The organism is Marinobacter salicampi (assembly GCF_011074795.1).
Classification (GTDB): Bacteria; Pseudomonadota; Gammaproteobacteria; order Pseudomonadales; family Oleiphilaceae; genus Marinobacter; species Marinobacter salicampi.
Window position 1 is genome coordinate 70,457 of the sequence record NZ_JAAMPF010000026.1, and the last position, 24,738, is coordinate 95,194.

Here is a 24,738-nt window from a genome sequence, read left to right on the forward strand (position 1 = left end):
CAAAACTGATTGTAATTAAGTGAAACCTCTTAAATTAGTGTATCACTGCGCTTGTGACAAAGTCCGGATGACAGAAATGCCAACGATCTCGCGCCTGCGTAAGCGGCGAAGTAAACAACTGTCAGAAAGGCAGAATCAGATCATGGACTCCCGGACACTATAACATAATGTCCTTCTAGTTGGATCAAGAGGCTATGTCTCCATCTCTAACTATAAGAAATAAGGCTGATCTAGATCGTGCCTATATAAATAACGGGGTGTAACTAAATATGGGTGTGCGCAGAAAGACGGCTATATCCAAAAAAGCAAGATAACTGTAGTTCGTCGCCGAAGTCCCTAGCCTACAAAAGGGGGTGTGAACGAAGAGTAGTTACTGTATTACACTGAAAGCGCATGCTTATCATACAAAATGACAAAGTCCTCAGGCGCGCATAGAGCTATATCGCCGACGCTCTGCGGCGTGAAAACCACATTGAGCGCGACTAAATCGTGCGAGCTAAAAAGGGACTATAAAGATCGCCAATATTTCTTTTTAAAAATTGCGCTTAACCAACCTCATCTTGCCCGATTTTTCACGTGGCAGAGTATCCACTTGCGTTACGCTAAAATGAACAGAGCGATCGATGTGTTTCTTTAATTCTGAGATTAGTCGATTTGAAACGGCTTCAGACCAGTTTACGTTTGCAATTATTTTAGCCTCGATCGTGTTAACGCTATGCTGAATCACCTGGAATTGTTTAAAAGCATTTGTTTCCTGCTGAATCTGTTCAAAAACATAAATGACCGACTCAGGATGCATCTTCTTTCCAGACGGCATTTCCAGTAAATCATAGGCCCGACCATGAATCGCGTCTATGATTGGGAAACCCCGACCACAAGGGCAAATAGCAGACGAGAGAGTTGCAAAATCTCCAAGACGATAGCGAATTAGAGGCGTAGCTCTATTAAAAAAGTCAGTAACAATGATTTCGCCAGAGTCGGTTCCGTCAACTTCAACGTACAAATTATCCGCCATGATATGCATGTTACCGACTTCACATTGGTGCGCTATTGAGCCAACCTCTCCGCAGCCGTACTCGTTATATACATTCACCTGAAAAGCGGATTCTATAACAGAGCGCGCATTGCTATTTAACACTTCGGCAGTTGTAATGACGGCTTTGACAGAGGGCAAAGGATCGAGATTATTGTCAACTATAAACCTAGCAAACCGTTCGATAACACTGACATACCCATATACATACTTCGGCTTATAAACTTTAGACTCGTCATAATAACTTGCCAAAGAATCATCAGTAAGATTAAACGCTGAGACTCTTTTTCTGTTTGCTATTATATCCGTCAAATGAGCCATCCTTCGGGCGTTCTTCGAATGAGGAACACCCCAAAAACGAAGTTGAGAGTCTCCTAACCCAATACCAGCCCATTCATAAGCTCGCGAAGTGGCGCAGCGCTCACGTGCAAGTGCCAGAGCGTCCTTGAAGAGCTTAACCGGCTGACCGGTAGACCCCCCGGTAGTCTTTGTAGAAGCAAAAAAGTTTTTGTTTTTTGTGGAAATGATGTCCAAGCTTTGAATTAAGTCGTCTTTGGATACAATTGGGAGACTCTTAATATCATCTAGGGTTTGTATATCGTTAACCGATACGCCATGTTTCCTATAAAGTTCACGGTAAAATACACTGTTAGCGATACTATGCTGCATTATTTCTTTAAACAACTTAAGCTGGAGCTCTTGAATCTTTTGCAGAGGAAGCCATTGATTACGCCTGTAATCTCCTATCAGAAAAGCGATTGGTTCTCCTTTCGATAAAGTGACCGGGTAAAAAAAGAGAAACTTTGACAAAGCGCTGTTCATTTTTTGCTCCAAAATTCTACTCGGCATGCCGCTAGGCGTTGCCGTTGAAACGGGCATCTAATAGCTTGTTATTATGCAACAAAGTAATGCTCAAATCTACGAACACTTGTGCTTTGGAAAGCTCGGTGTTTAGCATTAAGGTGCTGTCCGATCTATTAGGAAACCCTAGCTAATCATAGCTTCGGAGGTTGCTACTGCCGACACACGGTAGTATCATTTTCCATATTTTTAATGCTGAAAATTTGGGTAGGCTGCACCGGTTTTTGAAAGGTAGATTTAGAAAGAGTGGTCGTATTTTTCTGATTGAGCTCGTTATCTTCGTTCTTCGTTCGCCCCAAATTAGTAGGCGTCCTGATTGCAACGACTAGCGCATGTGGACTTTTTGAAGTTCTTTCACAGCTGAGTTTAATGCAAGACCTTCAATATCGTTAGCTGTCTAGATATATTATATTTATAATAGGAGTAGTGTTTTGTCGAGGAAGAAGCGTGTATTGTGGCTATCCCATATGGTTCCTTACCCTCCCAAAGGAGGTCTTCTTCAGCGTAGTTACAATCTGTTAAAGGAGATTTCTAAATCTCATGAAGTGGTTTTGTTGGCTTTTAATCAAAATCGGTTGTTGGAGTCTTCTTTTGTAGGCGAAACTGATCCCCTTGGCATTTCTGTTCGTAAGCTAGGCAGCCTGTGCGAAGAGGTTCACATAGTAGATATCCCTTCCGAGACCAGCGAATTCCAAAGCATAATATGTAAGCTGTATTCTCTCGTTTCTAAAGATTCATATACTGTAAATTGGCTAAAATCACGTGAGTATTCAAAGTTAGTATTAGCCACTTTGAGTAGACTCAATTTCGATGTAATTTTTGTAGATACGGTTTCTTTACTCCAGTTTGTGCCAGCTAAAATCTCTGATCCTTGCATATTGAATCACCATAATATCGAAGGTGTAATGATGCGGGAGAGGGCAAAAGAAGAAAATAACTTGGTCAAGAAAGCTTATTTTTGGGTAGAGGCCCAAAAGCTTATGTCCTATGAGAATAAATATGTGAAGCGGGTTGCCTATAATACGGTATGTTCTGAAGAAGATGCTGAACTTTTAGAACGCGAGTACGGGGCTACTAATGTAAAGAGTATTCCTAACGGTGTTGACGTTGACTATTTCAGCCGCAAAGCATTGAACGAGCGTGAACCAGATACGGTTATTTTTGCAGGGGGCCTGTCATGGTATCCGAACCTGGATGCGATGCGTTACTTCACGGGAAGCGTTTGGCCAAAGTTAAAGGAGAGAAATAAAAAGGTAAAAATGCTTCTAGTTGGCAGGAACCCACCACAAGAATTTAAAAAGCTGAGTAGCGGTGATTTTAATGTTACCGGCTTTGTTGATGATGTAAGGCCCTATATGGAAGCGGCCAGCTGTTATGTTTGTCCGATAAGAACCGGAGGTGGCACGAAGTTAAAGGTGCTTGACGCTATGGCAATGGGCGTTCCTTTGGTTGCTCACCCGTTCTCTTGTGTTGGTATTCCGGTCAAAGATGAGAAACATGTTCTGTTTGCAGAAACACCGGAAGAGTTCGTAGCGCAAATACAAAGGGTACTTACCGATTCAGACCTGGCCAGTCGGCTTGCAGCTAATGGGCGTCAATTAGTAGTTGAAGAATTTTCGTTCAAAACTATCGGAAAACGACTCTCGGATTTATTTTTTAGTCTTTGATAGCTTTAGAATGGCATTTTTTCTAAAGCTGATCGGTGAGACTAAGTGCCAGCTTGCCCAGCCGCAAGTTGGAGTGGCCCTGCCATCTGACTACGTCAAGAAACCTGCTGTTTTTGGGCGAAAGTGGCAACAACCGGAGCCGAATATTTCAAACTTAGGAAGGGCCCGGGGCAGGTCAAGAAATTAGTGGTTGTGGATAGGTTAGGTGAGCGAAACAGTGGCTAAGTATCGACTAAATCGAGCTACGCATATCTCCTAACTCTGACCGAGCTTTGCGTCGGCCAGAGTTATTGCAATGAGTACACCACTCCTCGCGTAGTCGACGCTAGCTATCTTACAACCAGCTTTGAGGGTGCATTTGGTGCATTTGAATTTGAGAATAATGGCTCAGTAGAGAGTTCGAAATCATCAAGCAGAAATTCAGTATCTACTGGGTAGGCGGCGTTTGCCCAGCCCATTAAGTAGCCGCGAGAAAAGCCTTTAACGCTTGAGCTTAAGCTGATTGGTTGGTTTTTTAGATCCTGTGTCTTCTCGTATTCAGAATCGCCTTCCCACTTTCTCCATACCTCAAGCAGGCCATCACTGGCGCCAGCCGACTTTTCACTAGCGACATGAATTACCAAGTGCATCCACCGCCCACGATCGTCTGGTACCTGTATGAAAGGAGCTCTGCCACGATCTCCACCGGTACCTTTATAGCCACCTGGCGCTATTTTTCCATAAAAATAAGAGCTTCCCCCACCACTGCCCCTAAATTCCATATTCACAGTTGAGCCTTCACCTTTAGTCGAATAGCCATCCATCCAAAGAGAAATAAGTTTCTGGTTATCGCTGGCACCTTCAACCGTAGGGTGCGAGTAGTTGTTCGGCACACGCAACCAGAAGCTCATCCAGATTTCTGGATGAGCTTCGCCTATCTGAAATCTTTGTTCTACCCAGTTTTTTCCGGCGTTATAACGAAAATTTAGTGCGTGATCGCCAGTTTTTGCTTCCCAGTTACTATCTGATGGGGCCGGTTCGTTGAGTAGTGATGTCTTGTATACCTCGGTTGTGGCAGTAACAATGGAAGTTGAGGATGTGTTTGACCAGTTGAATCCAGCTGAGTTTGTTGTGGACATATCGCCCGTCTCAAAAGAATCGGATACTAGTGGTTCGCTGCTGGCATAAGCGCCAAAGGTCATGAGTCCCGCTGCAGTGAAGGCAACCGCAAGTTTGTGCATGAAATTCCCCAAAAAATTAGTTTTCACATTCGAAGCGTAACTTGAAGGCGGATTATTGTATCCAGAATATGGGTGTATTTTGGTTACCGCCCGTTAATGGCTGAATGATGTTTCACGGCCATCTAGATAACGCTTTTTTTAGCCTAACCAGATAATTACCACCGACCTCGCTCACGCTACGTATTGCCGCAATGTAACATAGCTGTTTGGCTGTAGGCACTGCTCAGCTCACAAGATTGACCGCAGAGCAATTGTTTACAAGAGTGTCAGAATTGCTTACACACCAGGATTTTATTCATCGACTTTTTGAGTTTTCACGTTGTTTAGCAGCGCTTTACTGAAAAACGGCCCAATTCATGCTGTACGCAGCTGTTCATAGGTTGTTTACCAGGACTAACGCTCATGGAATCACGCGCGCTCAGCACGAACGGCAATCAACGATCAATGGCGGGGGCGATCTGCCTTCTGGTAACAGTGCTCGCAGCATCGTCGACGGCCAACGCATACTCTATCGTTATTGAGCCGGATCACTTCCAGGAGGGAAGCGATCTGTCCAGTGTCGCCCCTTACGTGACTCTGCAGCACTTGGGCGGCAATTTAGGTACTGACTCAGTTTATGCTACCAGGCCTAAGTTTGATTTTGCCGCGCCTACAGGCGAGTTAGTCTTTGGTAATTTCGCTGCGGGCTGGATTCAATGCGAGGACCGTATTGAATGTATTTCCGGGTTTGGCATGACATTTCATCATCCCTTGGACTGGGTTTCTTTAAAAGGCCAGAACGGCGTTGTTGGCTACACGGGCGAGGACCAGGAGTTTGGCGCGAATGCAGTATGGTTTGCCTTCGACGAAAATGGAGATTATCTGGCGTTCGGGTCAGAGGGAGACGGACACAAGGACAACCGTGGTGTTCCCTTTGACATGAGCTGGTCCATACCGGGCATGACCACGCTGGTTGTGGGGGGTGATACCATAAATGCTCTTGAGTTTGATGATCTGCGGTTCAAACTGAAACTGGCGACTGTCCCGGAACCTGGCACCCTGGGGCTTTTGGGAATGGGCTTGGCTGGTTTGCTGGCTTTTCGCTACCGTAGCAATATGGCAATTTGAAAAACCGACTCAGGATCGGGTTGGGCGCACGGCACTGCGATGCTTTGGCAAAGAAGTTGTTTAGGGTGGCCACCAGACGGAATTGCTTTGATCGTGAAATAATGCCCTGAAGAGTGCCCGTCGGTGGGACCTCGGGCGCAATGTCCAGTAAAATGTCTTGAGATCGCTCGGCCAGTCGGAGCGGGTTCGGAGCCCGCTGGAATGGCTGACGGGTAGCGGACGCTGCTATATTGCCAGCGAAAAAGGGTGCTACAAGCCATTTCTGCTATTTGGGGTGCGTTCCAGGTGAGAGCCCCTCGGTGTGACGTACTCTCTAAAGTGGTCGTGAGGCCCGCCAAACAGGACTACGCTTAGCTCAACGATCTTCCTAGCGCGGTGGTAATCAAGCAAGTAGGTAGGAATCGTCCAGGGGCTATAATCGCAGTTACCCGCGCAGAGGACTGGAAACGAGCTCTCCTTAAAAGTACCGGTCGGCACTAGCTTAAGTAAAATAGGTGGTGTCTGCTTTAGGGGGCCAACGATAGGTGCTTTGTTTCCGTCTCAGTGTGACGCCGTTTCATTTAAGCTAGCCACCCGCTTAAAATTTTTAGAGATCTTTTATGCCCAAACTTAGCCAAAAAAACCTAACAATTCATACCCCAGTTATTGAAATAGAGGGCCGCGAAGCTCTCGTTAAGTTTAAAATTGAAAGTGATTGCTTTTCCGATACACTTTACTTTCGGTTGGATAGAGCGTTTGCTTCATATGTGGATATGAGCCTCAACTGTGCCCTAGTCGCCTTACTTATACCAGCGATGCGAGGAGGGCTGTCGATTAAACTAAGCGGTCCCGTCTCATATAACCTTCTGACTTCTTGTACATTGCGAGTCATACCGATTATCGTTGAGATCCTTGGTCTAGAGCCAGTTGCTATAATTCATGACGGACAGGTACTGAAAGAAGGGTCGGTCTCAGGCCTTTCTGCCACTGGGTTTTCCGGTGGCGTCGATTCATACTCGATTCTAGACGACTATTACTTTAATGAGTCCCAAGATCGGCGTGGGATTGACTTGCTCATATTTAATAATGTCGGTGCGAATGGAACTATAGAAGAAAAAGAGCTATTCCATAGCAGGAAAAATCAGGCGTTGGATTCGGCCTCTGTTATTGGCTTACCTTTAATTGTGGTGGACTCAAACCTGGATGAGTTTTATTCCAGGTTTGAGGATCTTAACTTCTTTAAAACACATAGTTTCCGAAACGCGGCTGTCGCACACTTGTTGAGCAAGGGCGTATCCACGTACCGGTACGCTGCAGCTCGCTCATACAAAGACGTAAAGGTCGAACCCTTCAGCACTATTGGCGGCGTCGACCCGATTACGTTACCTCTTCTCAATTCTGAAGGACTGGACATCCAATCAGAAGGAGCTCAATACACCCGGTCGCAAAAGATCCGACGTCTTATCGAAAATCCTGTGTTCCAAGAAAATCTGTATGTCTGCGTTGACCATAATACGAAAGGCAATTGTTCAAAATGTCAGAAATGTGTCCGGACACTGCTTGTGATCGATCTCATGGGTCATCTTTCAAAATTCAATCGTAGCTTTTCCATAGTTGAATATAAAAAGGTTAAAGATAAGTACCTGTTCAAATATCTGACCAGTAACGACTCATTTAGTACGGATATAGCATCGTTAGCTAAGGCTTCTGATGTCCAAATTAGCAAGTCTCTTCGCGTGAAGATAGCTATTTTTAAAGTGGTTAATGGGCTCAAGCAGCAGGCCAAAATTTTGTTGGGAAGGGGCGGACGTCGTCATTTGTAAAAACACGTTAAATTATTGACAGAATATTTCTGTAAGCTTCGTATGGGTGATGCTTAAGCATAGGCTTGTATAGGTTGGTTCGGAAGAAATCGGTACAGCTATTACTCCACGTTAGGTCAGCGCTTGATACGCGCTCTCCGGCGTTGGTATTTCTGTACGAAACGCCAAACTCAGGAGCCCTTTAAGTTATAGTAATCCTAGTTGCGGCTTTTTGGTCTTCCGATTAAATCCAATATGGGATAGGCTTGTTGGCTAATTCTGACGCGTGCGTGTTCCATCCGGGACAGACTTTCTGTTGGTTATATGGTAACCAGGAAATAGACGCTCCGGGCTGACGCAGCGAATGTAGGCAATCATAAAACGGATTTAATATGCCTTTTTTTTCAGTAGTAATACCATCCTATAACCGCTCCGGAATGACCAAAGAAGCTATAGAATCAGTTTTGGATCAGACATTTCAGGATTTTGAGATTATAGTGGTCGACGATGGTTCGACCGATGATACGGACGAAGTGTTGCGCTCTTTTGATGAAAAAATAATCTACCACAAGCAGACCAACGCGGGTGTAGCGTCAGCTCGTAATAAGGGCGTGGCTCTTTCTAACGGCCAATATATCTGTTACCTCGACAGTGACGACCTCTGGCATCCTGAAAAGTTGGCTATATATAAGGATTCTCTTAGCAAGATTCCTGACGCCAGCTTTCTGTTTTCCGATTTTCACAAACACGACATAAAACTGCCTGAGCCTTACTCCTTGTCCAATTCGGACATGTTTCCATACATCTACGATCTCGCAGCTCAGTTTGAGCGAGAGCTATATACCATTGAAGGCGAAGATCTGCTGAGGCTGCTTTTTAAAGGCTATCCGTTATATCCTTCCACCTTCGCTGTTAGGCGCGATGTTCACGATCATTATAGATGGGATCCGGGTATCTTGAAGTCTGAAGACTTTAACTTTGTTTTAAAGGTATCGAGGCAATACCGATTTGCATACGTGAGCCAGAGCTTAACAACGGTACGTGTTCATGACTCTAATAAATCTTCAGACTTCCTGGCTAAAGATAATGTAAACCTTATCAGTATGAAGCTGTATAGAGATTTGTATGTGAAAAAAAATGTTAGATCCCTCTGTAACTTTTATATATCCCAGAAACAGTTTGCTATCGGCAAGAGCTATTTAAAGCTGGGACTTGTAAGGCGTGGTTTGTCCCATATCGTTAATTCACTTCTCTACAAAGAAAATTGGAAGAGGTTATTAAAGCGTCTTATTGCCAAACCAGTGGAGGGCCAGCGTGTTGCGTAAAGCAGGTGTTTTGGCTGTTGGCAATTTCGATTCCAATACTGGATATGCGTGGAAGTTAATGGAGCGACTTTGGTGCGAGTTGTCGGTTTTTTTCCAAGCTAAAGCTTATCAGACCTATGTCGTTTTCCCCACGGTGTCCGAGATTCCTGAATGTTTAACCGAGCATAATTGCATTGTCGAGCAAGAAGACTTTACCGCCCGCTCCTTAGGTCCGGTGATTCGCCAGGCACGCTACCTTCGAAAACGTTCGATTAAGGTGCTCTACCTGACCGACCAGGAAACTAGCTCGTTTCGGTATCTCGTTTTCAGGTTATGTGGTGTTCGCAAGATCATCGTTCACGACCACACGCCCGGTGTTCGGACGCCCCCTGGTTCCGTAAAAAGATTACTAAAGCTCATTATCAACAGGCTTCCGTTGATCTCGTGCTCTGCATGTTTTGCGGTGAGCCCCTACGTCAAGCGGCGCCTTATTGAAATCAATTGTGTACCCCCTTCCAAAGTCTATTGTGTTACCAATGGCATCGACGTAACGGATGCTAAGCCGGAAGCGCGGAAGGAAGACGGGACTGTCAGAATCGTGACTGTGGGGCGGGCGTCTTATTACAAGGGTATCGACTTTTCCCTTAAGGTAATCCGGGCTCTGGTCTTTGAGCATGGGCGGCGGGATGTTCAGTACGCGTTATTTGGTGGCGGCCCAGACCTCGAAGCCTTTAAATTGCTTGCAAAGGATTTGGAGATTGAGCCTTTTGTAATTTTTCATGGGCCAGTTGATAACGTGGCTGAGAAACTGGGAACATCTGATATCGCTTTCCATCCCTCAAAGGGGGAGGCTATGTCTTTGGCTATCCTTGAATACATGCGGGCGGGCTTGCCGGTAGTGGCGTCGGATAACCCCTCTGTTAGTTCGGCGTTGACTGACGGTGAGGATGGGTTAATTTACAGGGAAGGATCCGAAAGCAGTGCCACTGAGGTGCTGGTTCGTTTAATTCAATCCGAGTCGTTGCGTGATAGAATCGGGCAGTCTGCCAGAGCGAAGGTGGAGGGTGAGTTCTCAAGCAGTGCGATGGTCAAGCGTTTTATCGGAGCGCTAGATGACGTTATTTGATTTCAAAATACAGGGTAGAGAGGCTAAGTAATGGAAAAAGCTCAGAGACACGTAAAAGCCCTGGTCACGCTGGCAGTAGGCGATTTCTATACCCAAATGGGCGATATAACCCATTCGCTAATGCAGGACTACGCTGAACGTTGTGGAGTTGACTTCATTGTAATCCAGGATCGCAAGGTCAACGAGAATTACGGTTTAGATGAGCGTTACGAAAAATTCCAACTATACGATCTCATAGATAAATATGATCAGATCGTATTTGTCGATACGGATATTCTGGTTTCTCCTAAAACTCCTTCATTGTTCGACCTTGTTCCGGTAGACAGATTCGCTGCTGTCTCTGAGGCTGCGTTTTCTAAAGCTGGCCGGGATATACGCCTTACGCAGGAAATATTGGGTGAGGTAAACTGGAGAAATTATTACTTTAATTCTGGTGTGATGGTTTTTAGTAAAGCTCACAAGTCTGTGTTTGACCCTAAAAGAGACGAATTGAGGCTCTGGTCTACGGGAGATTTCAGGAAAAAGGAAGTTAACCTGCTTAATGACCAGCCTTATCTAAATCATCGAATAAATGAACTTGGTATAGATCTGTTTGAACTAGGGCACGAGTACAACCATACTCGCGTGATCACCGAGACCCATACCCGTTTCAAAAGTTATATGATCCATTATGCCGGCCCAAGCGGGCATAGATACGGTTCTAGGCTCGAACAACTGCACAAAGATTTCAAAGTATTTACTAACCCCATGTCCCTGAATCTGTCAGCAGCTCTGCCACCTTACCGCTGGGTTGTCGACCGTTTTGATCCTGCGTTTGTCCGCTATCTTTTTAAAGAAAAATTTGCCAGAAAGTCTTGAGGTGGTATCGATTATTAAAGGCGTTTAACGTCTTTCACTTTATTATTTAACAGATATCTTAATATGATACTTATGAAGTTCAATGGTCGGCATGATAATCTTGGTGATAGATTGATATTTTCATGTTTGTACAACGAATTAAAGCGTTACGATAAGGTTGAGTTTTTTGGTTCGGATAAGAGCGACTTTATTCAGTCGCCGCTCAGATTTAGAGAAGCCTTCCTTAAAGCACTAAAGTGTTATCTTAAGGGGCAGAAAGTTCTGGTTTTCCACCCGCCTGGTGCTCGTTTTCTTCCAAGAGAAGCACAAAAGAAAAGCAAAGCTGAAAAATTTAGAGACAAAACAACACTGTTAGCCTGGTCACTCTTGCGTGCTGAGCTCCATATTGCGGGAATTTCGTTAGGTAAAGAATTTGATTCGCAGCATTATAAAAGGTTTAAATCCATAGGCGTTAGGGATAAAGAAAGCCAAATATCTTTATTGGACGTGGGCATAAACGCTAACTTGTGTCCGGATATGGCTTTTTTACGACCACCTAAACTGCCTGCGACTGCTCGACAGAATATTATGGTCAGCCTGAGGAAGGAAACACCTGACGACTATTATGATTCTGCTTACAGTCAGTTGCTCAAGCCAGCCATCAGTTTGGCACTGGAAGCCTGTTCAATGCTAGAGAGCGAAATTTGCTTCTTTTCAAATGTGGAGGAAGATCGTGAGTTTAATGTTGAGCTTGTCGCTGAATTGAAAACCTCAGGCTTGCCTGCGAACTACATTGAGGAAAGTCCTACTGATTTAGATTATTCCTGGTTCTTTAGAGATAATGGAGTTGTTATTAGTAATCGCCTCCATGTTTTATTGCCGGCTATGTCTGAAGGTGTTCTGCCTATCGCTCTTGTTTCCAAAGATCATTACAAAGTTGTTAATCTTTTTAAGACGTTTGGGTTCGAAGAGTTCTTAGTATATGTGGAGGAAGGTGCTGAGATTAAAGATAAGGTTGCCCATTTGCTAAAGTATCGAGGTCGACTACAAAAAGAAAACTATGATAAGCTCTGTAAATTAAAGAGACAGGTTGAAGCCTATCTTTCTTCAGTTGTCAAAGACTGCGGTCACTAAAGGGAAAACGTGGCTCTGCTGTGTCGGTTCATTCGCTCGTAAAAGGATTTTGAGATGAATAAACTACTTACCTTTGTTGTACCCTTGAGATCTCCTCAAGCCTCGAAAGACTGGGAAAACGTTCTTTCTCGTCTTGATGAGACCGCCAGTTCAATTCAGGCTGCTTGTGGCTTCTCTACGGACGTAAGGGCCGTCGTAGTTGCAAACAGGGACGCCAAACTTAGGCCTCTCCCAGAGTGCTTTCAGGTTATTCGAGTTGATCTAAAGCCGCCCACAGTTTCGGTGTTTCGCGGGGAAAGTCCCGAGGAGGAGCGAACTAAAGCTGTCCGTTGGGACAAAGGGTACAAAATTGCAACTGGTATGATTCACGCAAAAAATACGGGGTCCAGGTTTGTTATGGGGGTAGATGCTGATGACCTCATTGCGTCGGACATTGCGCAAGTTGCAAGAGCGGAATCTGACGGTTTCGGTTGGTACATTGATAAGGGGTGGCTACTGCCGATGCGCTCCAAGTGGGGCTTGATACTACCGGACTTCCAGAACTGGTGCGGTACCTATGCTATGGTCAGGACTGACTTATTGGGTTTACCAGCAAATGTAGATGAGATGGAGCCTGATATAGTTAGTAGTATATATGGGCACCATCGTTGCTTGCTTCCAGAAATGAAAAAAAGGGGCACCCCTTTGCAGCCATTCGGTTACCCCGCAGCGGTTTATAGGGTTAATCATTCCGATGGTAACTTTGCCAGAGGAGGGCTGACCGAGGGTCTACTTGCACCCCGTAAGCTTCTTTCTCGTCCTTTCAACTATCTTAAGTGGGCGTCTAGGCTACGTTTATTCGACGAACGGCAAAAAAAATGCTTTTTAGGCAGCAGAGCCTTTTGATAGAGAATGTGCTTTAGATGGCGTCTGACAAGATTCGCGCTTTCGGCTAGATAAAAGATAAACTCGCTGGCCAAGGTGGTCATCTTCGTTCCTAAATCACTGTATCTTGTCCGTCATGAAAATTCTCTTTGATAGACTGCTTTCTCTTCCGCGTTCCGATCTTCATGGAATGTCTAATGCCTTATGAGATGTCTGGCACAGTTGATCGATAAATTCTTTCCTCTTTTTTGAAATCATACCAAAATTGTATAGCTGATTTCTTACTCTGTTAGATACCAGAAGGGGGGAATGAACCTGAATTAAATTTGGGTTCGGCAGGTCCCCGTTACCTTCTATTATCTTTGGGCCATTGGGGGATACGTAGATATCCCATCCAGCATAATTCAGGTCGCCATAATAACGAGCCAGGTCTAGCGCTAAATTTTTAACATCCTCCCAAAATGGTATTTGTACGCCAGCGAGGTCTACTTTAGTCACTGGGTGCTGCTGATGTAATATCGTGGCATGCGCCCCTGGGTTAGAGGTACCCGATTTTAGAATGCCCGTGGCCATATCGATACCACAAGATATCCCCCCCTTACTAAAGTTATCAATAGGGCTGTCTGCCTGCCCACCAAAGCGGTGGGCTGCGCCTACGATAAAGGGTTCATTATGCTCATCCTTTAATGTAAAGACTCTTATGGTATTGATGGAATATGGGAATATTGTCAATGCATAAGGGTGAGGTTCAGCACAGTTTTCAATAACGTAAGTTCCCTTGTCGGGGATATCATTGGGGCTCGTTGCGAGGAAGCACCTTTCCCCGCCCCAGCCGGAGGCAGGTTTAAGGAATACGCGGTCCTTAGAGTCGAATATGTTATTGACAGTAGAAAACTCGGAATAAGACCGATACTGGCCATTTGAAACTGACCCTATGAGGCCTGGACTGCTATCGGCGAGAGGCGTGTGACGCAGCATCAACTGAAAGAAAATCTTGTTTTTTAAATTTTCCTTTGCTGTATTGGGATTTAAAGTCCGAAAGTGGAACTCGATTTCCCAGTCAGTAATAAATAACGCTTTATGATATTTATCGAAAGGATAAAAATACCGTCTTTTTGAAAAAAAACCATCACGTAACATTAAGAAATCGGGTTTCACCCCATATCTTCTGTCCGTTTTTAGAAAATGTCTAACTCTCCTGGCCTTGCCAATAATACCCATAAATTTTGATCCTGCTATACGGAAGTTAGAAGCTCGACAAGTTTATATGAGTAGGGAACATCGCTCTATAGGTCGTCACTGTGCTACACGATTCGCTATTCGGTGGAATGGTGCATCATATCTCTGAAGCTATCGTTTCTCGAGGTGAGTTCACTATAGGTACCGATATCCTGTATTCCTCCAGAGGCCATTAAAATAATTTTATCGGACATCTTTATAGAGGCAGGTCTATGAGAAATGACCAAAATAACTAAATCTTTTTTAAGAGAATTCAGTGTGGTCATAAGTTTGAATTCGGATTCCATGTCCAGGGCACTGGTAGGCTCATCCAGCACTAGCAAATCCGTCTGCTTGTATAGGGCCCTGGCGATACCAATCCGTTGCCGTTGACCGCCGCTTAACAGTTTCCCGTCTTGTCCCAGGTTTGAGTAAATGCCTTGCGGAAGGTCGTCGACAAACTCATCTGCGTTGGCCAACGTAAGGGCATGCTTTACGCGATCCATGTCGATTTCATTTTCCGTGACGCCAAAGGCGACGTTGTTTACGACGTTATCGTCCAGAATGAATATGGTCTGGGCCACATACCCCACCTTTTTTCTGAATGAGGGCAGATCCTCGGTGGTAAGAACCTGATCGTTAACAATGAGCTTGCCCGACTGGAGTTTAAGCAGCCCCAGTATGATATCCGCAAGGGTAGATTTGCCGGATCCCGAATGGCCCACCAGTGAGTAGATCTCGCCCTTGTTGAGGGTCAGGGAGACGTTATGGACCGCAGGCTCACTGTCTTTGTTATAGCTGAATTCGGCGTCCGAGAGCTGAACCTGATCAATGCTCATCGGTTTTATTGGCTTGGGAACCTCTGTTTCTTCTTCGGAAGTTGACCCCAGTCGCTTCTTGATAACTTTGGCAACCGAGCCGTGACCACTTAGGCTGGAAAGAGATTTGTAGATCTGTTGCATGGTGGGTAGCAGCTTATAGCCCGCCAGTGCATAAATACTCAGGATGGGTACAACTGAACGGATGTCGTCTTGAGTTGTGAGCAGCACCAGGGCCAGGATCAGTATCGCTCCGAAGGAAATGGACTCAATGACGAATTTGGGTAACTCACCAGACAGGGCAATGAACGCCTGGGATTTCAGGCCCCGGACATTGATTGAACTAAACCGATCGATATACCGGCTCTCAAGAGAGTCCAGTTTTACGTCTTTAATGCCTATGAAGGATTCTGAAAGAATTGCCTGTACCCTGTTGTTTTTATCAGAGATGACTTCGCCGTGGTGGGCAAGCTTGCGTCGCAGGACGACGTATGTGGCCAGGTATGAGCCACCAATAATTCCGCCTGCAATAAGGGCCAATAGCGGATCCAGAATCAGTAAGCCAACAAGGATTAGCAGCACAACAAAGAGCTGACTCGTTAGCAGCAGGAAAGGCTGGAAAAGCATGTAGACAAAACGGGGTACCTGGGCTGCCACTACCGCTATCTTTTTCGTGTAGTTCTCGGTCTTGTGGGACAGGTAATCCTTGTAGAGAGCGTTGCGGTAAACCTTTTGCTGAAGGCTGCTGCCAAGGGAGACTGAGAACCGGTAGGTCAGCCAGATGGTCATGCCAGCGACCGCATTGGATAACAGAATCAGAACCAGGGAACCCAGCGCTGCGGCGATAATGAACTGCAGGTCGGTCTGGAACCCGAATTGCTCGTATCCCCATGAAAGGATGCTATTGGTGTGGATGACGTCAGGATTGGAAAGGATGGAGATAAAAGGACCAATACTGGCGATCCCGACAACCTGGAAAAATGCTGACAGAAAAAAGACAATCTGAAGAGCGATGTACTGCCGTTTGGTTTTCTTATCAAGAACACTCAGGATGGTTTTGATCACCGATAAAATGTACATACTGCATCTCTGGTTATGAGAATTTAGGGTTGTGATCGCGTACTGCGAAAAATCGTAGTCAGGGGCCGGCCGGGCTCGAAGTAGATGGCGTTATAGAGTGCTTCGTACTTCCGGGCATTTTTATCTTTATTGAACTCCTGCAACAGATGAGCACGTCCGGCGCGCCTGAACTGTTCCATTAACTCGGGATTACTAAGCAGCTCTGCAGCTTTGGCGGCGTAGCCCGTCGGGCTGTGTTCGTCCACCAGGTAGCCGCACTGGCCGTCATCCAGTATCTCCGGGATGCCGCCGACGTTGTGGGCCACAATGGGCAGGCTCGCCAGCAGTGACTCCAGCAGAACCATGGGAATGCCTTCGTGATCCGATGGCATCATTAACAGGTCCAGTTGTTCCAGCTCCTGGGCGGGGTTGGCCACAAAGCCCCTGAACTCGATGGAGTCAGCAAGGCCTTTTTCCCTGGTGTAGGCTTCCAGGGCCTCCCTAAGGGGACCGTCGCCGATGATGATGCCTTTTACCGGGGCCGAGAGCTGACTCTTTAAGAGACCGACGGTATCAATGAAAATATCCGCCCGCTTGACCGGGACCAGCCTGCCCACCAGCCCAATCCTTATTGCCGTTGGGGCTTCGTTTTGTGCTGGTTCGGGCCCTGTCGATTCTATCGATTTTGCCAATGGGGCCTGCTGTGACAATTCCGGGATTTCAATAAAGTTTCGGATTTTGACCGTCTTGTCGGGGTAGGCCCGGCTCAGGTCACTCTCCAGCTGGCCTGATACGGCAACAACAGCGTCCTGACCATAGCGTGCGGTTGCCTGGTCCAAGAGGGTGGTGATCTTGCGTTTGGGGTTACGCCAGCTTGTTTCTGCCTCCGGGTTGCCGTGGGCAGTGCGTACCGACCTGGGGACCCGGCTCAGTTTCTGGGCCAGGGTGCCCAGAACGTTTTCCTTGAAGCCGTGGGTATGGACGATCGCTGTACCATGGTGCCTGAAGTGCCGACAAAGACCGCGTATCAGCCCAAGGGGTGACTCAACCCTCTCATCAGCCAGGGTTACAGGAACACCTGCCGCCTTGAGCCTCTGCATTAAGTCCCCATCGTTAAAGACCACTGCCGTGGGTGTAACGGTCTGGTTGGCCTGCAGGGCGCGGACCAGCTGGTAGACCTGGGCCTCGGCACCGGCCCATATATCTCCGGAGACAACATGGGTTACAACGGGCACTTTCTGTTGTTTCCGGGTCACTGGCCGGGCCTTACCAGCGTGGCCAGGAAACCGGCATTGGTGCCACCGTTGCCATCATGAAAGCTGAACCGGGAAAGCAGGTGAGGCTGAACCCCGGCTGTATTCCAGCCCCGCTGGGTGGTGCAGGCGGCCTGGAAGTTATCAGAGACCAGTTGTTCACCGGCGGCAGTGATGTTGCCATTGGGGTAGCAGAAAATGTTGACCGGCGAGAGGCCGTCCGCCTTCAGGTCTTTAAGGCTGCCGCAAATCTCGCTTTCCAGGGAGCCTGCTTCCTTCAGGTGATTCAGGCGGTAGTGGTGCCGCGTGTGGGCGCCAAAATCAATCAGGCCAGAATCCCTCATCTGTTCCATTTCATCTTTGTTAAGCAGAAAACGCTGATCGCTTATTCTGAGCGTTGGAATGGCAGACTCGGCCTCCTCAAGGCGGGCCTCGATGGTTTCATCGTCTAGCTGCTTGAGGTTTTCTATAACGCCATTGGCCTGGTCACTCGTCAGGTTTCGGGTGCCGCCGAATTCCCTGAGCCAGGCCAGGGCAGGGTGGTCCAGTTCCTGGTCGTGGTTGAGCAGAATATTCAGTATCCGCTCCGGCCAGAACTGCCAGGGCGTATTCACCCGGCGGGAAACCAGAAAGATGGTCGCCGGCACTTGGTGCTGCCGGAGAACGGGGAAGGCGTGCTGGTAGTTATCCTGCCAGCCATCATCGAAGGTGACCGCAACCGCAAGCCGGGGCAGAGCTTCAGCCTTGTGCCTTGATTGAAGCCAGCCATCCAGGGAAACGAATTCAGCCCCCAGCTTGCGAAGAAGCCGGAGATGGGCGTCCAGGGATTCAGGTGTCAGTGCCATGCCAGGCTGTTCCGTCGCTCTTTCCGGAGCCGAGGCGGGCAAAATCCGGTGGTAGGTCAGGATAAGCAACGTTGGTGTACGTTGGAGCCGGAGTTTGATCAAGGCAAAAGTGGCAAGCGTATAATTGAAGCATTGCTTCGCGGTTTGTTTGAGAACGTTCACTTCAGTTGCTCTCCGTGAGCTTCATTCCGTCTTGGCGGAGCCGTCGTCCGTATCGTTATCGTGGTCGAGAATCCGGTAGATAGTGCCAGTTTGCGCTGCGTCTGTCACTGACTCTAGGGTCTTAATTAAATTGAAGCTTCGGTGCCGGTCACTTACGGTGTCGTGTTAGAATTTCAATCCTTTTTGATCTGGCAAGGATGTTGGAAATGCTGAAGTTGATTTTCTGGGTCGCGGCTATCGGCTCTGTGTACAGCTACTTTATCTATCCCCTCATATTAAGTTTCTTGCCCCGCAAACGGACGTTGCCAGCCGCTATTGGTGATAACAGGGAGGTGCCTGCCAATGACACCAGACCAAAGCTTTCGTTGATTATTACCGCTCACAATGAAGCCAAGCGTATCCGCGATAAACTCGAGAATACCCTGAAGGTGGAATACGAGCCCCTTGAGATTATTGTCGCCTCGGATGCCTCCGCGGATGAAACAGACGAGATTGTCAGGGAATACGCAGGCCGTGGCGTTATCCTGTCGCGAACCGAGGACCGGCTGGGCAAAGAGAACGCCCAGAAAGACGCTATCGCCAAAGCCAGCGGCGACATCGTCGTGTTTTCTGATGTGGCCACCAGTATCCCGCCGGATGCCCTCAATGCACTTGTTCGCTATTTCGACAACCCGACCGTTGGCGCTGTTTCCAGTGAGGATGTGTTTGTCAGCCGCGACGGCGGCGTGGTGGGCGAGGGCGCCTACGTCAAATACGAGATGTGGCTGAGAAAGCTCGAGTCGCTGCGGGGCGGGCTTGTGGGCCTGAGCGGCTCCTTTTTCGCGGTTCGCCGGGAGCTCTGCCAGCGCTGGGACATTCATTCCCCGAGCGACTTCAATTCAGCCCTTAATTGCGCAAGGGAGGGCTACGTCGCGGTTTCGGCGCCGGATGTGCTCGGCCACTACCAGGATGTGGCAGACTCGTCCAAGGAGTACCAGCGGAAGCTTCGGACGGTTATCAGGGGTCTGACGGCCCTGGCGCGGCACCCCGAGGTGCTGAACCCGACGAAGTTTGGCCTGTTCTCTTTCCAGGTATTCAGTCATAAACTGATGCGCTGGGCGGTGCCCTGGTTCCTGATCGTGCTGCTGGTCACCACGGTAGCTCTGGCCGATGAAGGGGCCCTGTACCGGCTGGCGTTGGTTCTGCAGTTCCTGTTCTATGGCACTGTGCTTGTGGCCCATCTTTCACCGTCAGTGCAAAAAAGAGCCTTCGCGCGGATTCCCTATTTCTTCGTACAGGTGAACTACGCCATTGCCCATGCAACCATTCAGTTCCTGCGCGGTCGCAGGATGACTGTCTGGTCGCCCTCTCAGCGATAGGAGACGCCCTTGAGTTTCCGCAAGCTCCGGCCGGTTGGCAGTCGCATTCCCCTACCGCTCGGGCAGGCCCAGAGGCCGGCATTTTCCTGGGAGGGTGATTACCACACCGAGTTCGTGGATAGCGGCACGTCTGCCCTGTCCCTGGCTATTGCCCTGGCCATTGGCAATCATCCGGAGCCTGTCAAAGCGGAGGTTATATTGCCCGCCTACGGTTGCCCTGATCTGGTCGCTGCTGTGCTGGCCCAGGGTGCGAAACCCGTTCTGGTGGATATCGCAAGGGAAGAGCCGCGCCTTGATCTGGCTGCCGTTGAGTCAGCCATGGGCAACAACACGGTAGCGATTGTGGCGGTCAATTTTGTGGGTATCGGGGAGCGCCTTCCCGCACTTCGCGAGCTGGCTGATGCGGGCGGCGCCTGGCTGATCGAAGACTCTGCCCAGTCGTTTCCACCGGATTCCGGCACCTCGGCGCTGGCAGACTGCGTGGTGCTGAGTTTTGGCCGGGGCAAACCGGTCAATCTCATGGGGGGAGGCGCTCTGCTGATTCGGAAGGATCATGCTGAAGCGGCGGCCCGCACTTTGGGGCGCTACTCCCAGGTTCGGGTGTCTTCAGGCATGCCCTGGACCATCAAACGCTGGCTGTTCAACCTGCTTCTGACCCGGCCCATGTATGGTCTGGCTGAGCGGCTGCCGTTTCTCGGTATCGGCCAGACGGTGTTCCACCCGCTGCATACCATTACCCGCCAGGTACCGATTGAGGGTCTGGTAGACGCCGGCGTCCAGTACCATCGCAACCGTCCCTGCCTTGCCGCCTCCTATGACTATGCCCTGGGGCTTTTGACCAGGCGCAACTGGTCTTTGCCCGCAGCGGCCAGAAGTCAGGATAAGCCATCATCACAGCCCGGATCGCAACAAGCCCTTCAGCCCAGGCTTCTGCGCTACCCGGTGCTGGCGCCTTCAAGGCCAATCAGAGACCGCGCGCTGGCACTGCTAAACAGGGCCGGCATAGGGGCCAACGCGTTTTACGGCACGACGCTGCCCCAGATTGCCGGGCTGGAACACCTGCCCGGGTTCAGCTCGGATGCATTTCCCAATGCCCGGGACTTTGCCGACCGGCTGCTGACCCTGCCTGTGCATGAAGATGTGACCTCTGCTGACATTGAACGAACGGCAGATATCCTGTCTCATCTGTCTGAGCCGGAAGATTCCGCTGGGTTGGGGAGGCAGCCAGGTTAGCGGTACCGGGTCACGGGTGAACAGCGAAGGGTGATGCGTGACGGATGATGCAAGTTTTCGCTACAACCTATAGACTGCGGCTACGTGTTTTTCAGGAAATAGCATGCATTATCAGGGAGAGCAGTATCACATGGCAGTTGGAAACCGCGAACAGACGTCCCAGTGGGTAGCCCCCGTTTTCTTTGCGTTTGCTTTTCTGATCGCCACCTTGCCCACCCTGATAGTGCTGAGCAGGGTCTGGCTGAGTTTTGATGGCTCCTTTTCCCATGGCTTCCTCCTTCTTGCGGTAACCGTTGGGCTCTCCGTTATCACCTGGCGTCGCACCAGGCCTGAGGTGGGTTTTTATTGGCCCTGGCTGATACCCTTCGTGCTGTCGCTGCTGGTTTATCTGAGCGGCCGCATCCTGATGATTGAAACCTTCCAGTACCTGGCTCTCATGCCGATTCTGGGGTCAGGGCTGTTGTTGATGTGGGGCTGGCGACAGACGGTGCCCTTTATTATTCCCGTGGGCTTGCTGATTTTCGCCATGCCCTTCTGGGATTACCTGTCCTGGCCCCTGCAGGTGGTCACGGTCAGCATAAATCAGTTGATGCTCACGCCCCTGAATATCGAGTTCGTGGTGGAGGGCGTCTTTGTCTATTTCCCCGGTATTGGTGCCTTTGAAATTGCCCACGGCTGTTCCGGGCTTAGGTACCTGCTGGTAGGTGTGACCCTATCGACGCTGTACGGGGAACTGAACTACAGGTTCTGGCGCAGCCGTTTTGTGCTTATAGCCATGGGTATCCTGCTGTCGCTGATCGCCAACTGGATCCGGGTGTTCGTGATCATCTACCAGGGCTACGAAACGGAGATGACGTCATCCCTTATTGCGGATCACGACATGTTCGGCTGGTGGGTGTTCGCCGCCACGCTTGTGCCTCTGTTCTTCTTCGGCCGCCACCTCGAGAAACGGGAAGACGCCCAGGTGGCCCGGGAGTCCAGCGCCACGCCGGTACAAGGCAATGCCCCGGCAGCACGCAAAAGCCGCCCGCTCGTTGGCGGCGTTGGCGCAGTCCTTCCCCTGGTGCTGGTCGGCCTGCTGGCCTGGTCAGTCTCGCCTTCGCCCCAGGCGGGGGCCACCAGTTCTACCCGGCCCCACGAGGTCCAACTGGTTGATGGCGATCAGTGGATGCCGCTGTTCCAGAAGCGGTTGCATGGCTGGCAGCCCGAAATCGTCAAGCCGGACCGCATCCTTGAACGCACCTATAAGCAAAGGGAGCTGGCCGGAGAGGAACTGGGCACCGGAGACGGTCTGTTCATTGGCCTCTACAGTTACGATTACCAGCGGCCGGGACGGGAAGCTGTCCAGTACGAGAATCGGGTCACCGGCTCGCGCGATATGCGCCCCGAGCAGACGTTTACCGTTAATGCAGGGGATGGGGTACAGCTCGGAGGCCTGTCGCTGAGGGATCGCAAGTCCGGCGAGTTTATTCATCTGGCGTACGGCTATTACGTTGAAGGGCGCTGGGAGAACACTGAACTGCAAGCCAAACTGGCTCAACTGCCCGGCATTCTGAACAGCCGGTCGGACGCCTCCTTGTTGGTGTTTGCCGTGGCTTGCAGCGAGTGCGACGAAATGGAGGAGCTAAGCTCAATGGCCTCCTCTATTCGTCCCACGGCTCAGTCTTATCTTGATGAGCTGTATAACCAATAGCTAAAGCAGCTAATCTGACATCAAGTACTTCTACCGGTTGGAAGTACTATCGCACCTCATAGGACACGACTTCCGAAGGATCGCTGACATGCCCATCGGTATCGACCACGCGCACCTGGAAATACCATGTGCCAGGGCTAAGCCCGGTGAGGGTGTAGGATTCGGCGTCCCCTGAAACGGTATAGCTCTCAGTGAGACTATCCTCGCTGGATCCATAATTAATGATGTAGGAGTCGATCTCGCTGAGGGCTATGGAGCTTCCGTCCACCCGGGTGGAGGGAGCGGTCCACGACAGGGTCGCGGTGCCGGCGGGCCGGGCAGCTGGCTCGATTGTCTCCGGTTCCGCTGTTCTGGGGGCTTTCTCGGGCGTGGGGACGGGCTCCAGGGTCCAGGGGTCAAGGCCGTTTTCATAGGCCTGCAGATTGGTGACCCCGCTTGCGTTTGAAATACCTGAACCGTCGTCCTGCCAGGGATCGAGCCCGTGCCTCAGTTCCCATGTGTCCGGGATGCCATCGCCGTCTGTGTCCTGGGCGTGGGCAATGTCCGGGTCTGGAGCGTTAACGGCGTCCATGGTGAGTGTCTGGCCATTGGACAGGTCAGTAATGGTCAGCTCCGCCACGGCGCCGCCGGCGCTTTCGTAGTACTCCATGGTCAGGGGCAGTGTTTCTCCGACTGATATCGCCGCCACATGCCGGTAGACTGTGGGAGCCTGGCCCCGCCATTGGTCAATCAGGCGCTCATTGTTCAGATACAGCCGGCCACCGTCGTCAATGCGGATCATGAACTCGTATTCCCGCACACCTTCAGTATGGGGTGCGGTAAACAGACCACTCCAGCGAACACTGAAGCGGTCCACCGGCAATTCCGGCATGGGCGCGTTCGAACCCCAGACAAAGTCTATGGGGCCGTCATGGCGGGCCTGTACGAATTCATTGAAGCCAGTGCCCCGGAAGTACTGACCCACGAAGCCCGCCACGAACGCGGGTGCCGTGTAGGGGGTATCCTCAGGGTCATCGATAGCGGTATTGCTGCGGTATTCCTCCAGGTTGGTGTAGCCGTCATTATCCGCATCCTCGGAGGCATCCGACGGGTCCCGCGGGTCCAGCCCGTAAGCGAATTCGACCCCGTCGGGAATGCCGTCATCATCAGTGTCCCGGTCGTTTTCAGCGGTGCCCAGCAGGAATTCGTCGGCCGCCGAGAGCAGGTCGCCGTCCGGGTCGGAAAACGGATCGCCCGGGTCGGCTGGAGAAAGCCCGTGTATAACCTCCCAGTTGTCGTAAAGGCCATCCTGGTCTTTGTCGAGGGGAGGATAGGAGGGGTTGAAGTCAAGCCCTTCAGAGCCGTCCAGGAAGCCCACCCGATAACCAATGGAGTAGGCGGTCCGGGCGCCTTCTTCGTCCGGGTAGACGGACTGCCCCAGGGAAGCCAGATTATCGCTGCCCACCACCTGCCTGCCAAAGCCTGGACCCTCCCAGGCGACGGTGAAATGATCCGCCCCGCCGCCTTCCTTGAACCGGACTTCAAAGTAGTACCGCTCGCCAGCGTTCAGGTCCTGGGTGGGTGAGCGCTGGCTGGCGTACTTGGCGTAGTCTCCAACCGGCGTCCAGCCCGGGACCGAAGCGATCATCTGGGCGTCGGAGATCAGCTCGCTTGGGCTGAGCCAGAACTGGGTTTCATCATCGCCGCTTACATAGAACCGGTACGAGCCATCGGCCGGAGGGATAATATAGCCTCGTACCAGGGCCCCGTAACTGTCCCCCCGGTTGGTCTCACCCCGTAATTCAGTCAGGGTGATGATCTCATCGGGCTGGTCGAGATAGGCCGGTAGGCTGAGCAGGTCAAGCACTTTGCTGCCGCTTACATTATTCCAGTAACGGGCCTGGACAATGCCTGGTTCACTGGTCTGGGGGAGGGAGGCCGTGGGGGGCAGGCTGTCAACATCCTGGTATTGCCAGCTCTGACACCCGCTCATCAGCACCAGCATACTTCCAACGCCAAGAATTTTGCTGTTCGACATAAGCCCTCCGTGGTTCTTGCCATGAATACATATAGTTAAGTATTGGCGCCGGGGACGGGCGCTGCCACCCGATCGTTGTATCGTTTTGATATTTCAGCGGAGTTCTTAGATTGAACTACTGTGGAGCATTAAGTAACGGTTTATAAGA

18 protein-coding genes are annotated in these 24,738 nt (G+C 49.9%); 11 read left to right on the forward strand and 7 right to left on the reverse strand.

Features of this window, described 5'->3' with window-relative positions:
* Positions 1–532: 532 nt before the first annotated feature.
* Positions 533–1,855, reverse strand: coding sequence for a phenylacetate--CoA ligase family protein (locus G7W63_RS14575; protein ID WP_166259637.1), 1,323 nt, complete (start codon positions 1,853–1,855; stop codon positions 533–535).
* A gap of 470 nt (positions 1,856–2,325) precedes the next feature.
* On the opposite strand from G7W63_RS14575, the gene G7W63_RS14580 reads away from it, so the two are divergent.
* Entirely contained in the window at positions 2,326–3,561 is a 1,236-nt protein-coding gene (locus G7W63_RS14580) for a glycosyltransferase (protein WP_166259640.1), read from the forward strand.
* Positions 3,562–3,890: 329 nt separating this feature from the next.
* On the opposite strand, the gene G7W63_RS14585 is transcribed toward G7W63_RS14580, so the two are convergent.
* Positions 3,891–4,781 (reverse strand): hypothetical protein, encoded by an 891-nt coding sequence (locus G7W63_RS14585; protein ID WP_166259643.1) that lies wholly within the window; start codon positions 4,779–4,781, stop codon positions 3,891–3,893.
* Between the two features lie 402 nt (positions 4,782–5,183).
* Between G7W63_RS14585 and G7W63_RS14590 the strand changes: the two genes are divergently transcribed.
* The 7 genes from G7W63_RS14590 (at position 5,184) to G7W63_RS14620 (ending at position 12,955) form a co-directional block, all read left to right on the forward strand.
* Positions 5,184–5,888, forward strand: a complete 705-nt coding sequence (locus tag G7W63_RS14590) for a PEP-CTERM sorting domain-containing protein (protein WP_166259646.1) — start codon at positions 5,184–5,186, stop codon at positions 5,886–5,888.
* A 599-nt stretch (positions 5,889–6,487) separates the two neighbouring features.
* Positions 6,488–7,690: a hypothetical protein gene (locus G7W63_RS14595; RefSeq protein ID WP_166259649.1), complete on the forward strand. Its 1,203-nt coding sequence runs from the start codon at positions 6,488–6,490 to the stop codon at positions 7,688–7,690.
* Positions 7,691–8,061: 371 nt separating this feature from the next.
* The gene (locus G7W63_RS14600; RefSeq protein ID WP_166259652.1) at positions 8,062–8,994 is read left to right on the forward strand and encodes a glycosyltransferase family 2 protein; all 933 of its coding nucleotides are present in this window, start codon (positions 8,062–8,064) and stop codon (positions 8,992–8,994) included.
* Positions 8,984–10,099 (forward strand): glycosyltransferase, encoded by a 1,116-nt coding sequence (locus G7W63_RS14605; RefSeq protein ID WP_166259655.1) that lies wholly within the window; start codon positions 8,984–8,986, stop codon positions 10,097–10,099. Before G7W63_RS14600 ends, G7W63_RS14605 begins: the two co-directional genes overlap by 11 nt.
* 30 nt (positions 10,100–10,129) lie before the next feature.
* Entirely contained in the window at positions 10,130–10,957 is an 828-nt protein-coding gene (locus G7W63_RS14610; protein WP_166259658.1) for a glycosyltransferase, read from the forward strand.
* 63 nt (positions 10,958–11,020) lie between these two features.
* Complete coding sequence (locus tag G7W63_RS14615) at positions 11,021–12,070, forward strand: polysaccharide pyruvyl transferase family protein (protein ID WP_166259661.1); 1,050 nt, start codon at positions 11,021–11,023, stop codon at positions 12,068–12,070.
* A 54-nt stretch (positions 12,071–12,124) separates the two neighbouring features.
* Positions 12,125–12,955, forward strand: a complete 831-nt coding sequence (locus tag G7W63_RS14620) for a hypothetical protein (RefSeq protein WP_166259664.1) — start codon at positions 12,125–12,127, stop codon at positions 12,953–12,955.
* Between the two features lie 162 nt (positions 12,956–13,117).
* Here G7W63_RS14620 and G7W63_RS14625 read toward each other — a convergent pair whose 3' ends face one another.
* The 4 genes from G7W63_RS14625 to G7W63_RS14640 all read right to left on the reverse strand — a co-directional run bounded on the left by G7W63_RS14625 (position 13,118) and on the right by G7W63_RS14640 (position 18,127).
* Positions 13,118–14,155: a sugar-transfer associated ATP-grasp domain-containing protein gene (locus tag G7W63_RS14625; protein WP_166259667.1), complete on the reverse strand. Its 1,038-nt coding sequence runs from the start codon at positions 14,153–14,155 to the stop codon at positions 13,118–13,120.
* Positions 14,156–14,250: 95 nt separating this feature from the next.
* Positions 14,251–16,050: an ATP-binding cassette domain-containing protein gene (locus G7W63_RS14630; protein ID WP_166259670.1), complete on the reverse strand. Its 1,800-nt coding sequence runs from the start codon at positions 16,048–16,050 to the stop codon at positions 14,251–14,253.
* A gap of 23 nt (positions 16,051–16,073) precedes the next feature.
* Positions 16,074–17,285 (reverse strand): glycosyltransferase, encoded by a 1,212-nt coding sequence (locus G7W63_RS14635; protein WP_166259672.1) that lies wholly within the window; start codon positions 17,283–17,285, stop codon positions 16,074–16,076.
* Positions 17,282–18,127 carry a polysaccharide deacetylase family protein gene (locus G7W63_RS14640; RefSeq protein ID WP_242634434.1) on the reverse strand — a complete coding sequence of 282 codons (846 nt, stop codon included), beginning with the start codon at positions 18,125–18,127 and terminating at the stop codon, positions 17,282–17,284. Before G7W63_RS14640 ends, G7W63_RS14635 begins: the two co-directional genes overlap by 4 nt.
* Positions 18,128–18,495: 368 nt before the next feature.
* Here G7W63_RS14640 and G7W63_RS14645 point away from each other — a divergent pair, with 368 nt between their 5' ends.
* From G7W63_RS14645 to xrt, 3 genes are all read left to right on the forward strand, one after another.
* Entirely contained in the window at positions 18,496–19,647 is a 1,152-nt protein-coding gene (locus tag G7W63_RS14645) for a glycosyltransferase family 2 protein (protein ID WP_166259678.1), read from the forward strand.
* A gap of 9 nt (positions 19,648–19,656) precedes the next feature.
* Positions 19,657–20,880 (forward strand): DegT/DnrJ/EryC1/StrS family aminotransferase, encoded by a 1,224-nt coding sequence (locus G7W63_RS14650; RefSeq protein ID WP_166259681.1) that lies wholly within the window; start codon positions 19,657–19,659, stop codon positions 20,878–20,880.
* Between the two features lie 103 nt (positions 20,881–20,983).
* Complete coding sequence (gene xrt, locus G7W63_RS14655) at positions 20,984–22,573, forward strand: exosortase (RefSeq protein WP_166259684.1); 1,590 nt, start codon at positions 20,984–20,986, stop codon at positions 22,571–22,573.
* A 46-nt stretch (positions 22,574–22,619) separates the two neighbouring features.
* Here xrt and G7W63_RS14660 read toward each other — a convergent pair whose 3' ends face one another.
* A complete protein-coding gene (locus G7W63_RS14660) occupies positions 22,620–24,590 on the reverse strand; it encodes a PA14 domain-containing protein (RefSeq protein ID WP_166259687.1) in 1,971 nt (656 codons plus the stop codon).
* Positions 24,591–24,738 lie beyond the last annotated feature (148 nt).

Coding starts and splice junctions, on each gene's coding strand:
- G7W63_RS14630 (WP_166259670.1), bottom strand. CDS start 16,050: ATGTACATTTTATCGGTGATCAAAACCATCCTGAGTGTTCTTGATAAG.
- G7W63_RS14620 (WP_166259664.1), top strand. CDS start 12,125: ATGAATAAACTACTTACCTTTGTTGTACCCTTGAGATCTCCTCAAGCC.
- G7W63_RS14595 (WP_166259649.1), top strand. CDS start 6,488: ATGCCCAAACTTAGCCAAAAAAACCTAACAATTCATACCCCAGTTATT.
- G7W63_RS14610 (WP_166259658.1), top strand. CDS start 10,130: ATGGAAAAAGCTCAGAGACACGTAAAAGCCCTGGTCACGCTGGCAGTA.
- G7W63_RS14590 (WP_166259646.1), top strand. CDS start 5,184: ATGGAATCACGCGCGCTCAGCACGAACGGCAATCAACGATCAATGGCG.
- G7W63_RS14625 (WP_166259667.1), bottom strand. CDS start 14,155: ATGGGTATTATTGGCAAGGCCAGGAGAGTTAGACATTTTCTAAAAACG.
- xrt (WP_166259684.1), top strand. CDS start 20,984: ATGCATTATCAGGGAGAGCAGTATCACATGGCAGTTGGAAACCGCGAA.
- G7W63_RS14575 (WP_166259637.1), bottom strand. CDS start 1,855: ATGAACAGCGCTTTGTCAAAGTTTCTCTTTTTTTACCCGGTCACTTTA.
- G7W63_RS14640 (WP_242634434.1), bottom strand. CDS start 18,127: ATGGCACTGACACCTGAATCCCTGGACGCCCATCTCCGGCTTCTTCGC.
- G7W63_RS14585 (WP_166259643.1), bottom strand. CDS start 4,781: ATGCACAAACTTGCGGTTGCCTTCACTGCAGCGGGACTCATGACCTTT.
- G7W63_RS14660 (WP_166259687.1), bottom strand. CDS start 24,590: ATGTCGAACAGCAAAATTCTTGGCGTTGGAAGTATGCTGGTGCTGATG.
- G7W63_RS14615 (WP_166259661.1), top strand. CDS start 11,021: ATGATACTTATGAAGTTCAATGGTCGGCATGATAATCTTGGTGATAGA.
- G7W63_RS14600 (WP_166259652.1), top strand. CDS start 8,062: ATGCCTTTTTTTTCAGTAGTAATACCATCCTATAACCGCTCCGGAATG.
- G7W63_RS14645 (WP_166259678.1), top strand. CDS start 18,496: ATGCTGAAGTTGATTTTCTGGGTCGCGGCTATCGGCTCTGTGTACAGC.